At 54.6% G+C, this 14,295-nt stretch carries 13 protein-coding genes; 10 read left to right on the top strand and 3 right to left on the bottom strand.

The features are described from left to right. The first annotated feature begins 225 nt into the window (after positions 1–225). From rnc to acpS, 5 genes are read left to right on the top strand one after another with little or no spacing between them, the layout of a single operon-like run. The gene (rnc, locus tag FDX22_RS12675; RefSeq protein WP_003037579.1) at positions 226–906 is read left to right on the top strand and encodes a ribonuclease III; all 681 of its coding nucleotides are present in this window, start codon (positions 226–228) and stop codon (positions 904–906) included. Then, complete coding sequence (era, locus tag FDX22_RS12680) at positions 903–1,808, top strand: GTPase Era (RefSeq protein WP_096756127.1); 906 nt, start codon at positions 903–905, stop codon at positions 1,806–1,808. Before rnc ends, era begins: the two co-directional genes overlap by 4 nt. A gap of 31 nt (positions 1,809–1,839) precedes the next feature. Then, entirely contained in the window at positions 1,840–2,568 is a 729-nt protein-coding gene (gene recO, locus FDX22_RS12685) for a DNA repair protein RecO (RefSeq protein ID WP_096759353.1), read from the top strand. An 11-nt stretch (positions 2,569–2,579) separates the two neighbouring features. Continuing rightward, positions 2,580–3,311: a pyridoxine 5'-phosphate synthase gene (pdxJ, locus tag FDX22_RS12690; RefSeq protein WP_096756128.1), complete on the top strand. Its 732-nt coding sequence runs from the start codon at positions 2,580–2,582 to the stop codon at positions 3,309–3,311. Then, on the top strand, positions 3,311–3,691 hold the full coding sequence (acpS, locus tag FDX22_RS12695; protein ID WP_115257753.1) for a holo-ACP synthase: 381 nt from the start codon (positions 3,311–3,313) through the stop codon (positions 3,689–3,691). The genes pdxJ and acpS overlap by 1 nt, the downstream gene beginning before the upstream one ends. On the opposite strand, the gene FDX22_RS12700 is transcribed toward acpS, so the two are convergent. Next, a complete protein-coding gene (locus tag FDX22_RS12700) occupies positions 3,688–3,948 on the bottom strand; it encodes a YfhL family 4Fe-4S dicluster ferredoxin (protein ID WP_096756130.1) in 261 nt (86 codons plus the stop codon). The two genes, acpS and FDX22_RS12700, sit on opposite strands and share 4 nt — an antisense overlap. 55 nt (positions 3,949–4,003) lie before the next feature. Then, the gene (locus FDX22_RS12705; RefSeq protein WP_096756131.1) at positions 4,004–4,852 is read right to left on the bottom strand and encodes a MurR/RpiR family transcriptional regulator; all 849 of its coding nucleotides are present in this window, start codon (positions 4,850–4,852) and stop codon (positions 4,004–4,006) included. Positions 4,853–4,968: 116 nt separating this feature from the next. Here FDX22_RS12705 and murQ point away from each other — a divergent pair, with 116 nt between their 5' ends. From murQ to tadA, 4 genes are read left to right on the top strand one after another with little or no spacing between them, the layout of a single operon-like run. Beyond that, positions 4,969–5,862: an N-acetylmuramic acid 6-phosphate etherase gene (murQ, locus tag FDX22_RS12710; RefSeq protein WP_115257754.1), complete on the top strand. Its 894-nt coding sequence runs from the start codon at positions 4,969–4,971 to the stop codon at positions 5,860–5,862. 9 nt (positions 5,863–5,871) lie between these two features. Then, positions 5,872–7,236, top strand: a complete 1,365-nt coding sequence (locus tag FDX22_RS12715) for a PTS transporter subunit EIIC (protein ID WP_115257755.1) — start codon at positions 5,872–5,874, stop codon at positions 7,234–7,236. Between the two features lie 3 nt (positions 7,237–7,239). Beyond that, the gene (gene yfhb / locus FDX22_RS12720) at positions 7,240–7,875 is read left to right on the top strand and encodes a phosphatidylglycerophosphatase C (RefSeq protein ID WP_096756134.1); all 636 of its coding nucleotides are present in this window, start codon (positions 7,240–7,242) and stop codon (positions 7,873–7,875) included. Positions 7,876–7,892: 17 nt separating this feature from the next. Further along, complete coding sequence (gene tadA, locus FDX22_RS12725; RefSeq protein ID WP_137399728.1) at positions 7,893–8,429, top strand: tRNA adenosine(34) deaminase TadA; 537 nt, start codon at positions 7,893–7,895, stop codon at positions 8,427–8,429. A 55-nt stretch (positions 8,430–8,484) separates the two neighbouring features. Here tadA and mltF read toward each other — a convergent pair whose 3' ends face one another. Then, positions 8,485–10,035 carry a membrane-bound lytic murein transglycosylase MltF gene (mltF, locus tag FDX22_RS12730; protein ID WP_117343491.1) on the bottom strand — a complete coding sequence of 517 codons (1,551 nt, stop codon included), beginning with the start codon at positions 10,033–10,035 and terminating at the stop codon, positions 8,485–8,487. A gap of 268 nt (positions 10,036–10,303) precedes the next feature. Between mltF and purL the strand changes: the two genes are divergently transcribed. Then, positions 10,304–14,191 carry a phosphoribosylformylglycinamidine synthase gene (purL, locus tag FDX22_RS12735; protein ID WP_146717279.1) on the top strand — a complete coding sequence of 1,296 codons (3,888 nt, stop codon included), beginning with the start codon at positions 10,304–10,306 and terminating at the stop codon, positions 14,189–14,191. Positions 14,192–14,295 lie beyond the last annotated feature (104 nt).

Consider the following 14,295-nt stretch of genomic DNA (forward strand, 5'->3'; position numbering starts at 1 on the left):
ATTATTTCTCGGATAAATTCCCGCAGACTAACGACATCCCTTGTCGTTGTGTATAGAATATTCCCCCGTAGTTTTAGGTTGGCACCGTCAGGTTGCCACGGCACACGAAACAGCGTTGATTCGTATACAAGCGCATTCAGGTGACGCCGAAACGGCTAACCGAGTGATGTATATCAGGTCTGTTTCGTGTGCTGGATTGTTGACGCATTCATTTATTGGTATCGCATGAACCCCATCGTAATTAATCGGCTTCAACGGAAGCTGGGCTACACTTTTAATCATCAGGAACTGTTGCAGCAGGCATTAACTCACCGCAGTGCCAGCAGCAAACATAACGAGCGTTTAGAATTTTTAGGCGACTCTATTTTGAGCTTTGTTATTGCCAATGCGTTGTATCATCGTTTTCCGCGTGTGGACGAAGGTGATATGAGTCGCATGCGCGCCACGCTTGTGCGCGGTAATACGCTGGCTGAATTAGCCCGTGAGTTTGATCTCGGCGAATGTTTACGTTTGGGGCCGGGCGAACTGAAAAGCGGCGGCTTCCGTCGTGAATCTATTCTGGCTGATACCGTCGAAGCACTGATCGGCGGCGTCTTCCTCGACAGTGATATTCAGACTGTTGAACAACTGATCCTTAACTGGTATCAAACCCGTCTGGATGAAATTAGTCCGGGCGACAAACAAAAAGATCCGAAAACGCGTTTGCAGGAATACTTGCAGGGTCGCCACCTGCCGCTGCCGTCTTATCTGGTAGTACAGGTCCGTGGCGAAGCGCACGATCAAGAATTTACTATCCACTGCCAGGTTAGCGGCCTGAGTGAACCGGTGGTTGGCACAGGTTCGAGCCGTCGTAAGGCTGAGCAGGCTGCCGCCGAACAGGCGTTGAAAAAACTGGAGCTGGAATGAGCGAAGAAAAAACCTATTGCGGATTTATTGCCATCGTCGGTCGCCCGAACGTTGGTAAATCCACCCTGTTGAATAATCTGCTTGGGCAGAAGATTTCCATTACCTCCCGTAAGGCGCAGACGACCCGTCACCGCATTGTCGGTATTCATACCGAAGGCGCGTATCAGGCTATTTATGTTGATACCCCGGGCCTGCACATGGAAGAAAAGCGTGCCATCAACCGCCTGATGAACAAAGCGGCCAGCAGTTCTATTGGTGACGTTGAATTGATTATTTTCGTCGTAGAGGGCACGCGCTGGACGCCGGACGACGAAATGGTGCTGAACAAACTTCGTGACGGTAAAGCTCCTGTTATCCTGGCGGTCAACAAAGTGGATAACGTCCAGGAAAAAGCCGATCTGCTGCCGCACCTGCAGTTCCTGGCAAGCCAGATGAACTTCCTCGACATCGTACCGATGTCTGCCGAAACCGGCATGAATGTCGATACCGTTGCGGGCATCGTGCGTAAGCATCTGCCGGAAGCGATTCATCACTTCCCGGAAGATTACATCACCGACCGCTCGCAGCGCTTTATGGCCTCTGAAATCATCCGTGAAAAGCTGATGCGTTTCCTCGGTGCTGAACTGCCGTATTCTGTGACCGTTGAGATTGAGCGCTTTATCCCTAACGAACGTGGCGGCTACGATATCAACGGCCTGATCCTTGTCGAACGCGAAGGGCAGAAGAAGATGGTAATTGGCAACAAAGGGGCCAAAATTAAAACCATCGGTATTGAAGCACGTAAAGACATGCAGGAAATGTTCGAAGCGCCTGTGCACCTTGAACTGTGGGTGAAAGTGAAATCTGGCTGGGCCGATGACGAACGCGCGCTGCGCAGTCTCGGTTACGGCGACGACGTCTAAACCCTTCCTCTGAAAGACGACGAGTATTATGATGGATGGATGGCAACGCGCATTTGTCCTGCATAGTCGCCCCTGGAGCGAAACCAGTTTAGTGCTGGACGTTTTCACGGAAGAGTCGGGTCGCGTGCGCCTTGTGGCTAAAGGCGCACGTTCCAAACGTTCCAATCTGAAAGGCGCACTCCAGCCTTTTACCCCATTATTACTTCGCTTTGGTGGACGTGGTGAGGTCAAAACCCTACGTAGCGCTGAAGCCGTCTCTCTGGCACTTCCGCTTAGCGGAATCACGCTGTACAGCGGTCTGTATATCAACGAACTCATTTCTCGCGTGCTTGAGTACGAGACCCGCTTTTCTGAACTCTTTTTCGATTACCTGAACTGTATCCAGGCGTTGGCAGGCACATCCGGTTCACCAGAGCCCGCCCTGCGTCGCTTTGAGCTGGCGTTGCTCGGTCATCTGGGCTACGGCGTGGATTTTGCCCACTGTGCGGGCAGCGGTGAACCGGTGGACGACACCATGACCTATCGCTATCGGGAAGAAAAAGGGTTTATCGCCAGCATCGTTATTGATAACAACACCTTTACCGGACGCCATCTCAAAGCACTTGCATCGCGTGAATTTCCGGATGCCGATACGTTACGTGCCGCGAAACGCTTTACCCGCATGGCGTTAAAGCCGTATCTTGGTGGTAAGCCGTTAAAAAGCCGGGAACTGTTCCGGCAATTTTTGCCAAAACGCGCAGTAAAAACAAATAATGATTAACGAGGATTGTCATGGCCGAATTACTGTTAGGCGTCAACATTGACCACATTGCCACTTTACGTAACGCACGCGGCACCGCATACCCGGACCCGGTTCAGGCGGCATTTATCGTTGAGCAAGCGGGGGCGGATGGGATCACCGTTCATCTGCGTGAAGACCGTCGTCATATTACTGACAGAGACGTGCGAATTCTGCGTCAAACGCTGGATACACGTATGAATCTGGAAATGGCGGTGACGGAAGAGATGCTGGCCATCGCGGTTGAAACCAAGCCGCATTTCTGCTGCCTGGTGCCGGAAAAACGTCAGGAAGTCACCACTGAAGGCGGCTTGGATGTGGCGGGTCAACGCGACAAAATGCGTGATGCCTGCAAGCGTCTGGCGGATGCGGGGATCCTGGTCTCGCTGTTTATCGATGCCGATGAAGAACAAATTAAAGCGGCTGCTGATGTTGGCGCGCCGTATATTGAAATTCACACCGGCTGCTATGCTGATGCGAAAACCGATGCTGAACAGGCCAGCGAACTGGCACGTATCGCCAAAGCTGCGACCTTTGCTGCCAGCCTGGGTCTGAAGGTGAACGCCGGTCACGGCCTGACTTACCATAACGTCAAAGCTATTGCGCGGATCCCGGAAATGCACGAGCTGAACATTGGTCATGCGATCATCGGACGTGCGGTGATGAGCGGTCTGAAAGACGCCGTAGTGGAAATGAAACGTCTAATGCTGGAAGCGCGTGGCTAATGGCGATTCTGGGATTAGGCACGGACATCGTGGAGATTGCGCGCATTGAAGCGGTGATCTCCCGTTCCGGCGATCGGCTGGCCAGACGCGTCCTCAGCGACAACGAATGGACCATTTGGGAAACGCATCAGCAGCCGGTGCGTTTTCTGGCGAAGCGTTTTGCGGTAAAAGAGGCGGCGGCAAAAGCCTTTGGCACCGGCATTCGTAACGGGCTGGCATTTAATCAGTTCGAAGTGTTCAACGATGAACTCGGCAAGCCGCGTTTGCGGTTATGGGGAGAGGCGTTAAAACTGGCGGAGAAGCTCGGTGTTATGCATATGCACGTGACGCTGGCCGATGAACGTCACTATGCCTGCGCCACGGTCATTATTGAGAGTTAAAGCTTGTCTGCGTGATGCATTAACACAAACTTATCCCACAGCTGTTCTTCTGTTTCGATATGTGCCGGATCTTTCAAAATAGTATTGGGGATCGGGCACACCTTTTGACAGGTTGGCGTGTCGTAATGACCTACGCATTCCGTACACTTGTCGCTGTTAATCTCGTAAATGCTGTCACCCATTGAAATGGCCTCATTCGGGCATTCGGGTTCGCACATATCGCAATTGATACACTTTTTAGTGATTAACAGGGCCATCAGGAAACTCTCAAAACATCACAAATCGGGCGGGCATTATACGCGCATTCTTTGCTCAAACCAGTTTTTTTACCAGCGCTTCGCTGTGGCGGATCCGCTCCGGGGCATGTTCGAGATCTTGCTGCACCAGCGCCATAAACAGTAAATCAGTCAACATCATTTGCGCATGCGTTGATGAAATTGCGGCACTGCGCGTGGCCTGTTCTTCGGCAATGGTGTACAGGCAACGGGTGGCTCGCTGCTGCAGGGCATTGGGAGTAAAGCCAGTGATGGCGAGGATTTTTGCCCCGGTGCGTAATGTTTCATCCGCGGCCAGATTGAGTTCGCGTCGCTCTCCGCTATACGAAATGGCCAGCAGGAGATCGTTTGAATCCAGCGCCTGTACGGTCGCCAGCAGGGCATGCATATCGCGTTCAACGACCGCATTAAATCCTATCTTCAATAGCTTCCAGGCAAAATTTTGCGCCACCAGGCCCGAGGCGCCAATGCCGGTGAGGATAATGCGTCGGGCTGTGCGCAGCATCGTGACGCTTTCCATTAGTTTGTCTTCGCTATTGACGTCCAGCGTGGCATGCATCGCTGCCACGTTCTCCTTAATTAGCTTCTCACCTACCAGTCGCATAGGATCGTCACCGCGGATCTGATTGTGCACCGGAACCGAATGCGGATTGGGATTGCTGGCCAGCGCTTCGCTGATCGCCAATTTGAGGGCCGGGAAGCCTTTAAAGCCCATTTTCTGCGCGAACTTCACGACGCTGGACTGGCTAACGCCCGCTTCAAAAGCTAGCTGCTGAGAGCTGAGATGACGCACATTATCTGGTTGCGTAAGAAGATAATCCGCAAGCTTTTTATCGCTTTGTGCGAGGTCAGGGTAACGCTGACGAATGCGAATCAAACAGTTCATGCTGTCTCCTGGCGAAAACGTGATGGCGATTACAAAACAACATTTCACTCGCCTGAGTGAATATAATATTCCATTATGACGGATTATTATGAATTAAAAATTCCTAAGGAACAAAAATGAATCTCGGTGCGTTAGTGTCAGAAACCCGCAATCCACAAACGATGGATCTCGATGCGTTATCCACGCTTGAGCTGGTACATCGTTTTAATCAACAGGATACGCTGGTAGCGGAAGCAGTAAAAGCGACACTGTCTGAAGTTGCGCAGGCGGTTGATGCGGCTGCGCAGGCACTTAAAGCAGGCGGGCGGATTATTTACATGGGGGCAGGGACCAGCGGACGTCTCGGCGTGCTGGATGCCTCAGAATGTCCGCCGACTTTTGGTGTACCGCACGGATTAGTGGTCGGGCTGATTGCCGGTGGGCCAGGGGCGTTATTAAAAGCGGTTGAAGGCGCAGAAGATAACTCGCAGCTTGGGGAAGATGACCTGCGGGCGCTGAATCTGACCGCGCAGGATCTGGTTGTCGGTCTGGCGGCATCGGGTCGAACACCATATGTGATTGGCGGCCTGAAATATGCGCATGCGGTGGGCTGTACGACGGTCGCGATTTCCTGTAATCCGGACTCACCTATTGCCCGTGAAGCGGATATCGCCATCTCCGTGGTGGTTGGTCCGGAGGCGCTGACCGGTTCAACCCGTCTGAAGTCGGGCACCGCGCAGAAACTGGTGCTAAATATGATTTCCACCGGTGCGATGGTGAAGTTTGGCAAGGTGTATCAGAACCTGATGGTGGATATGAAAGCGACCAACGCCAAGCTGGTCGATCGGGCCTGCCGGATGGTGGTGGAAGCCACCGGCATTTCGCGCGAAGACGCTGAAACGTTACTGAAGCAGACCGACTTTGACGTTAAGCCCGCCATTCTGATGGCGCTGACCGGGCTAGACGCGACGGCAGCCAGGGCTAAACTCTCCGCTCACCAGGGTTTTTTACGCGCGGCGTTAGAACACTAAGAGGTACATATGGACAAAACGGCGGCGCTTGCCAGCGATATTCTGCTGGGGGTTGGCGGAGAAAAAAATATTCTGCGCCTGGAAAACTGTATGACCCGCGTCAGGGTAGAAGTCCAGGATGACGACCAACTGGATATTCCCCGGCTGAAGCAGCTGCCCGGCGTCAGCGGCTATGTGAAACAGGGAGCGCAGCATCAGATTATTGTCGGTCCCGGTAAGGCCGCCAAAGTGGTGGATGCCATGCGTTCTCTGATTGCTGATGACGGCGAACGTCCGCATGCACACGACATTGAACGCACAAAATCTCAGGTGAAAGCGAAGTACAAAGCGCCAATGAGCGATGCGCTGCGTAAACTGGCAAACGTCTTTATTCCGCTGATCCCGGCGTTTATCGCCTCCGGTTTGATTACCGGTATTATCAACATCCTCAAGCGCCCTGATATTGTGGGCGACTTTGCCACCCATTATCCCAATATGCTGGGGCTGTTAGGTATTTTCGGCAGCGCCGTTTTTGCCATCATGAATATTCTGGTGGGGGTGAATACGGCCAAAGTGTTTGGGGGTTCGCTGGCAATGGGCGGCGTAATGGCCGGCATTCTCTCCAGCCCACAGCTAGCGCAAATTACCCTGTTTGGCGAGGCGCTACAGCCCGGGCGTGGCGGGGTGATTGCGGTGCTGCTGGTGGTGGCGTTAATGTGCTGGATAGAGCGCAAATTCCGCGAGGTGTTGCCGGAATCGCTGGAGTTGATCCTTAATCCGTTGCTGACCACCCTGATTACCGGGACGATTGCGATTGTGGCGCTACAACCGCTCGGTGGCTGGATCTCCGAGTCCATTGCCCACGGCGCCTCCTGGGCGATTGATCGCGGCGGTTTCCTGGTCGGCGCGGTGCTGGCGGGAACGTTTCTGCCGCTGGTGCTCACCGGACTCCATCAGGGGCTGGTGCCGATTCACGTGGAACTGGTGCAGGCGCATGGCTATAACGCGCTATTTCCCATCCTGGCGATGGCCGGGGTCGGTCAGATTGGCGCCGCAATTGCTGTTCTGATGAAAACCCGTAACGCACGACTGAAAAAAGTGATCAAAGGCGCGCTGCCGGTCGGGTTACTGGGCATTGGCGAGCCGTTGATTTTTGGCGTAACGCTGCCGCTGGGTAAACCGTTTATCGGCGCTTGCCTCGGTGGTGCGGTCGGTGGGGCGCTGATCAGCTACTGGAAAGTGGCGACGGTTATCACCTTTGGTATCTCGGGATTACCGCTGGCGCTGACGATTGTTGCCGGAAAAGTGATGTTCTATCTGTTAGGCTATCTGGTAGCGGTTATCGCCGGGTTCTTGTTTACCTGGCTATTGGGGTTCAACGATCCAGAGGACTAAGGTTTGACCAATCACGAGCGTCGCGTTGTTTTTTTTGATTTGGACGGTACGTTACACCAGCAGGATATGTTCGGTAGTTTTCTGCGTTATCTGCTGCGCCGCCAACCGTTGAATGCGCTGCTTGTACTGCCGCTGTTACCGATTATCGCGGTGGCGATGTTGATCAAAGGGCGCGCCGCCCGTTGGCCAATGAGTTTGCTCCTGTGGGGATGCACTTTTGGTCGGCGAGAAGCACGCCTTAAAGCCCATCAAGCTGATTTTGTGCGTTGGTTTCGCCATCACGTGACGGCGTTTCCGCTGGTGCAGCAGCGTCTGACCACCTATCTGTTAAGCTCTGATGCGGATATTTGGCTGATCACCGGTTCCCCGCAGTCGCTGGTCGAGCAGGTTTACTTCGACACCCCGTGGCTGCCTCGGGTGAATCTTATCGCCAGTCAAATGGCGCGCGGTTACGGTGGCTGGGTGCTGCCTTTACGCTGCCTCGGCCATGAGAAAGTCACCCAACTGGAACGCCAGATTGGCGCCCCACTGGCGCTGTATAGCGGCTACAGCGACAGTAAGCAGGACAATCCGCTGCTCTCGTTCTGCCAGCATCGTTGGCGCGTCACGCCGCGTGGAGAGCTGCAGCAACTCGAATAGAGTAAACGATAGCGTCTGTGTATAATGCGCCCGCTTTGATTACTGGAGTTCTGCCTTTGTCTGATGTTGAATTTAGCCACGAATACTGGATGCGTCATGCGTTAACGCTAGCAAAGCGCGCCTGGGATGAGCGTGAGGTTCCGGTGGGCGCGGTTCTGGTGCATAATAATCGTGTGATTGGCGAAGGCTGGAATCGGCCGATTGGTCATCACGATCCCACCGCTCATGCTGAAATCATGGCGCTGCGTCAGGGCGGGCTGGTCCTGCAAAATTACCGTTTACTGGATGCCACACTGTACGTCACCCTTGAGCCATGTGTGATGTGTGCGGGTGCAATGGTACACAGCCGTATCGGTCGGGTGGTATTTGGTGCGCGTGATGCGAAAACGGGGGCCGCAGGTTCGTTAATGGATGTACTGCATCATCCGGGCATGAATCACCGGGTTGAGGTGACAGAAGGCATATTGCGTGATGAATGCGCCACCCTGCTCAGTGACTTCTTCCGTATGCGTCGTCAGGAAATTAAAGCCCTGAAAAAGTCCGTCACGGAGTGATTACAGCGGTAGGCCGGATAAGGCTTTTAAGCCGCCATCCGGCATGAGCATGCCACTACTTTTCCTCCTTCTTCTGCGGGGAAAACAGCAGTGAAGGGGTGTGCGTCAGATAGTTCGACGAGGTTTGCGAGAGAAACGCTGAGAGCGGAAATTTCTCTTTCCCTAACAACTCTGCGGGCGAAACCGCCGGATAATCCTGCGCCAGTTGCTGCGTTTCGATCGCCTGCTTTTCTTTCTCCTGCAGATATCCCACCAGACTTATCTGATACTTACGGATATTCTCTACGTAGGCATAGGCTTCGTGGCCGCGTGCATAGCCATAGGTCAGTTTTTTGTACCAGGGCTTTTGGCTGAGCAGCGGCAAGCGCTGTTTTACGTCGGCCCAACTGTCCGGGTTACCTTTGGTTTTTACCGTCAGCGCGCGGGCATCCAGCATATGCGCATACCCCATATTATAGGCGGCAAGCGCAAACCAGATCCGTTCGCCCTCGGGGACGGTATCCGGAACTTTACTCATCATATCTTGCAGATAGCGAGCGCCCCCGCTGATGCTTTGCTCGGCGTCGGTGCGGTCCGTTAATCCCAGACTCTGGGCGGTATTTTTGGTCAGCATCATCAGACCACGTACGCCGGTCGGCGAGGTGGCCTGCGCATCCCAGTGCGATTCCTGATAAGAGATGGCCGCCAGCAATCGCCAGTCTATCTCTTGCGCATATTTCTCAAACAGCGGCTTGAGATCAGGCAATACGCTGTCGACCGCCCGTAAGAACGTGCGGGTATCGACATAGTCAAAATCATTGCCATGCCCGAGATATTTTTCTTCCAGCCGAGCCAGTAACCCGTCTTCATTGATGGTGTTAAAGAAATCAAGCAGGGCGGCGGAAAGTGTATTGTCATCGTCCAGCGGGCTAAACCAGGTCACCGGTTGTTCGTCAGAGACATCCAGTGCGACGGCCAGTTCAGGGTGTACGCGCTGATACAGACTGATCGCTACGGAATCGGCAATGGTGTAGTCCAGCTTGCCGTTGATGACATCATCGAGCAGTTCCGTGGTGCCCTTTTTATCATCGACCTTCCAACTCAGCTCAGGAAATTTTGTTTCTTTCAGGTGTTGCAGGTCATTCACCACCACGTGCCCGGGGGCGATAGTCAATTGTTTATCTGTCACGTTGGCCAGGGTGCGTGGACGATATTGCCCGACCCGATACACCAGTTGCTGGGAAACCGAGTAGTAGGTGGGGCCTGGCTGGTAATTTTTGACCCGTTCGCTGTTATAGACCAGACCGGCGGCGAGCAGATCGGCCTTGCCGTTGTCGAGGTCGTCAAAAAGCTGGCTGATATTCTGGCGCACGGTGATTTTTAACTTCACGCCTAAATAACGGGCGAACTGTTGGGCCAGCTCATAATCCAGCCCGAAGCGTTTCCCGGTAAGGGTGGAATGCGTTAACGGAGAGTCAATGGTACTGACGCGCAGCTCTCCCCGCGATTGAATGGCGGCGATACGATTGTCGGCTTTACCGAACCAAGGAATGGATGGCCACAAGGCCGCTGCCAGCAGCAACGTCAAAATGCCGATAAACAGATAATTAATCTTTAATTTTTTCAATTAGTTAATTCTCTGAACCGTGCGTTGTTTCAGCCTGCTATGCTCGCGATTAAGAAGTGAATTCATCATCAATGAGCGGCATTTTGCTTAAACTTGCGTCAGTTGGCAACTCCTTCAGCAGGGGAGCCGCATTTGAGGATAACTGACGGTTGTGATTTTATTTCGACGCAAACGGTTTCGTCGGCGCGGCAGATTCTTTATAATGACGCCCGTTTCCCCCCTTGCGCACACTTATAAGCGCCTCAGGCGCTTCGAAGACGAGAGACTTATGATGGAAATTCTGCGTGGTTCGCCTGCACTGTCTGCATTCCGTATTAACAAATTGCTGGCGCGTTTTCAGGCGGCCAATCTTCAGGTTCACACTATTTACGCCGAGTATGTCCATTTTGCTGACCTGAATGCCCCGTTAAACGAGGATGAGCATGCGCAACTTGCACGCTTGTTGCAATACGGTCCGAGTCTCAGCAGCCACGTCCCTGAGGGCAAGCTGCTGCTGGTTACGCCTCGCCCGGGAACCATCTCCCCCTGGTCTTCTAAAGCGACTGATATTGCCCATAACTGCGGCTTGCAACAGATTAGCCGTCTGGAACGTGGTGTTGCCTACTATGTTGAAGCCTCCACGCTAAGCGCTGAACAGTGGCAGGAAGTGGCTGCCGTGTTACACGACCGCATGATGGAAACGGTTTTCTCTGCGCTGGACGATGCACAAGCGTTGTTTGCTCATCACCAGCCGGCGCCGGTTTCTAGCGTTGACCTGCTGGGTGCAGGTCGCCAGGCGCTGATCGACGCGAACCTGCGTTTGGGTCTGGCGCTGGCAGACGATGAAATCGACTATTTACAGGATGCGTTTATCAAACTGGGACGCAACCCGAACGACATCGAGCTGTACATGTTTGCGCAGGCCAACTCTGAGCACTGCCGCCATAAAATTTTTAACGCCGACTGGGTAATCGACGGTAAACCGCAGCCGAAGTCGCTGTTCAAGATGATTAAAAACACCTTCGAAACCACGCCGGATCACGTCTTGTCTGCCTATAAAGACAACGCGGCAGTGATGGAAGGCTCTGAGGTCGGGCGCTACTTCGCCGACCATCAAACCGGTCGTTATGATTTCCATCAGGAGCCTGCGCATATCCTGATGAAGGTCGAAACCCACAACCACCCGACCGCTATCTCTCCATGGCCGGGCGCAGCAACTGGCTCCGGCGGTGAAATCCGCGACGAGGGTGCGACCGGGCGTGGCGCGAAGCCGAAAGCTGGGCTGGTGGGTTTCTCCGTGTCCAACCTGCGTATTCCGGGCTTTGAACAGCCGTGGGAAGAAGATTTCGGCAAGCCGGATCGGATCGTTACCGCACTGGATATCATGACTGACGGCCCGCTGGGCGGCGCGGCGTTTAACAACGAATTCGGTCGCCCGGCGTTGACCGGCTATTTCCGTACCTATGAAGAAAAAGTGAATAGCCACAACGGTGAAGAGCTGCGCGGCTATCACAAACCCATCATGCTGGCCGGTGGGATCGGCAACATTCGCGCCGATCACGTGCAGAAAGGCGAGATCGTCGTCGGTGCGAAACTGATCGTCCTCGGTGGTCCGGCAATGAACATCGGGCTTGGCGGCGGGGCGGCGTCTTCAATGGCCTCCGGCCAGTCCGATGCCGATCTGGATTTTGCTTCCGTACAGCGCGACAACCCAGAAATGGAACGTCGTTGTCAGGAAGTGATCGACCGCTGCTGGCAGATGGGGGATGCGAACCCGATTCTGTTCATCCACGACGTGGGTGCGGGTGGTCTGTCTAATGCGATGCCTGAGCTGGTCAGTGACGGCGGACGTGGTGGTAAGTTTGAGCTGCGCGATATCTTAAGTGATGAGCCAGGCATGAGTCCGCTGGAGATCTGGTGTAACGAATCTCAGGAGCGTTACGTCCTGGCGGTTGCTGCAGATCAGTTGCCCCTGTTTGACGAACTGTGTAAGCGCGAGCGCGCACCGTATGCGGTAATCGGTGAGGCCACCGAAGAGCAGCATCTTTCGATGAATGACCGTCATTTCGATAATCAGCCGATCGATCTGCCGCTCGATGTGCTGCTGGGCAAAACACCAAAAATGACCCGCGATGTGCAAACGCTGAAAGCGAAGGGCGAGCAGCTTGCGCGTGAGCAGATTACGCTGGCCGATGCGGTCAACCGCGTGCTGCACCTGCCTGCCGTCGCAGAAAAAACGTTCCTCGTAACCATCGGCGACCGTACCGTCACCGGCATGGTAGCACGCGACCAAATGGTCGGGCCGTGGCAGATCCCGGTGGCGAACTGCGCAGTGACCACCGCCAGCCTGGATAGCTATTATGGTGAAGCGATGTCTCTCGGTGAGCGTGCGCCGGTTGCGCTGCTGGACTTCTCTGCCTCTGCCCGTCTGGCAGTGGGGGAAGCGCTGACCAACATTGCGGCGACGCAGATTGGCGATATCAAACGTATCAAGCTCTCCGCAAACTGGATGGCGGCAGCCGGCCACCCTGGCGAAGATGCTGGGTTGTACGAAGCGGTCAAAGCGGTAGGGGAAGAGCTATGCCCGGCGCTTGGCCTGACTATCCCGGTGGGTAAAGACTCCATGTCGATGAAAACCCGCTGGCAGGAAGGCAACGAACAGCGTGAAATGACCTCGCCGCTGTCGCTGGTGATCACCGCGTTTGCCCGTGTGGAAGATGTCCGTCACACCATCACCCCTGAACTCTCAACCGAAGACAACGCCCTGCTGCTGATTGACCTTGGTCTGGGTCATAACGCGTTGGGTGCGACTGCACTGGCGCAGGTCTATCGCCAACTGGGCGACAAACCGGCGGATGTCCGCAACGTTACGCAGCTGAAAGGCTTCTATGATGCCATGCAGGCGCTGGTTGCTGCGCGTAAGCTGTTGGCCTACCACGACCGTTCTGACGGTGGTCTGCTGGTGACGCTGGCGGAAATGGCCTTTACCGGTCACTGCGGTATTCAGGCGGATATCAGCACGCTCGGCGATGACCGCCTGGCGGCACTGTTTAACGAAGAGTTAGGTGCGGTGATTCAGGTTCGCGCGGCGGATCGTGAGGCGGTAGAAGCGCTGCTGGCACAGCATGGCCTCGGCGACTGCGTTCACTATGTTGGCCAGGCTGAAGCCAGCGACCGTTTTGTGATTACAGCTAATGGTCAGACGGTGTTCAGCGAAAGCCGCTCCACGCTTCGTATGTGGTGGGCAGAAACCACCTGGCAGATGCAGCGTCTGCGCGACAACCCGGAATGTGCCGATCAGGAACATGACGCCAAAGCCAACGATGCCGATCCTGGTCTTAACGTAAAACTGTCGTTTGATATAAACGAAGACGTTGCAGCCCCGTACATCGCCACCGGCGCACGCCCCAAAGTGGCCGTGCTGCGCGAGCAGGGTGTTAACTCTCACGTTGAAATGGCTGCGGCGTTCCACCGCGCGGGCTTTGACGCCATCGACGTTCACATGAGCGATCTGCTGGGCGGGCGCATTGGTCTGGGGAATTTCCAGGCGCTGGTGGCCTGTGGCGGATTCTCTTACGGTGACGTATTAGGTGCCGGTGAAGGTTGGGCGAAATCCATTCTGTTCAACAACCGCGTGCGTGATGAGTTTGAAACCTTCTTCCATCGCCCGCAGACGCTGGCGCTCGGGGTGTGTAACGGCTGTCAGATGATGTCTAATCTGCGTGAACTGATCCCGGGTAGCGACCTGTGGCCACGTTTTGTGCGTAACCACTCCGATCGCTTTGAAGCGCGCTTTAGCCTGGTAGAAGTAACGCAAAGCCCGTCGCTGCTGCTGCAGGGTATGGTGGGTTCCATGATGCCGATTGCCGTTTCTCACGGTGAAGGGCGTGTGGAAGTCTGTGATGATGCGCATTTGGCGGCACTGGAAAGTAAAGGTTTGGTGGCGTTACGTTTCGTCGACAACTTTGGTAAAGTCACCGAAACCTATCCGGCTAACCCGAACGGTTCGCCAAACGGGATCACGGCGGTGACCACCGAAAATGGCCGCGTAACGATCATGATGCCACATCCGGAACGTGTGTTCCGCACGGTGAGCAACTCCTGGCACCCGGAAAACTGGGGCGAGGACAGCCCGTGGATGCGCATCTTCCGTAATGCGCGTAAACAACTCGGCTAACACGACCGTGTGATGTTCAAGGCCCCTCTACGTGAGGGGCTTTTTTTATGTTGTAGGTCGGATAAGGCACTTACGCCGTCATCTGGCAATGTGCGCGATACTGC

Source organism: Citrobacter sp. TBCS-14 (genome assembly GCF_005280805.1).
GTDB classification, from domain to species: domain Bacteria; phylum Pseudomonadota; class Gammaproteobacteria; order Enterobacterales; family Enterobacteriaceae; genus Citrobacter; species Citrobacter gillenii.

Excerpts from the sequence above, each read along its gene's own strand:
- rnc (WP_003037579.1), top strand. The coding sequence starts at position 226 with ATGAACCCCATCGTAATTAATCGGCTTCAACGGAAGCTGGGCTACACT.
- recO (WP_096759353.1), top strand. The coding sequence starts at position 1,840 with ATGGATGGATGGCAACGCGCATTTGTCCTGCATAGTCGCCCCTGGAGC.
- era (WP_096756127.1), top strand. The coding sequence starts at position 903 with ATGAGCGAAGAAAAAACCTATTGCGGATTTATTGCCATCGTCGGTCGC.
- acpS (WP_115257753.1), top strand. The coding sequence starts at position 3,311 with ATGGCGATTCTGGGATTAGGCACGGACATCGTGGAGATTGCGCGCATT.
- FDX22_RS12715 (WP_115257755.1), top strand. The coding sequence starts at position 5,872 with ATGGACAAAACGGCGGCGCTTGCCAGCGATATTCTGCTGGGGGTTGGC.
- murQ (WP_115257754.1), top strand. The coding sequence starts at position 4,969 with ATGAATCTCGGTGCGTTAGTGTCAGAAACCCGCAATCCACAAACGATG.
- FDX22_RS12705 (WP_096756131.1), bottom strand. The coding sequence starts at position 4,852 with ATGAACTGTTTGATTCGCATTCGTCAGCGTTACCCTGACCTCGCACAA.
- FDX22_RS12700 (WP_096756130.1), bottom strand. The coding sequence starts at position 3,948 with ATGGCCCTGTTAATCACTAAAAAGTGTATCAATTGCGATATGTGCGAA.
- pdxJ (WP_096756128.1), top strand. The coding sequence starts at position 2,580 with ATGGCCGAATTACTGTTAGGCGTCAACATTGACCACATTGCCACTTTA.
- purL (WP_146717279.1), top strand. The coding sequence starts at position 10,304 with ATGATGGAAATTCTGCGTGGTTCGCCTGCACTGTCTGCATTCCGTATT.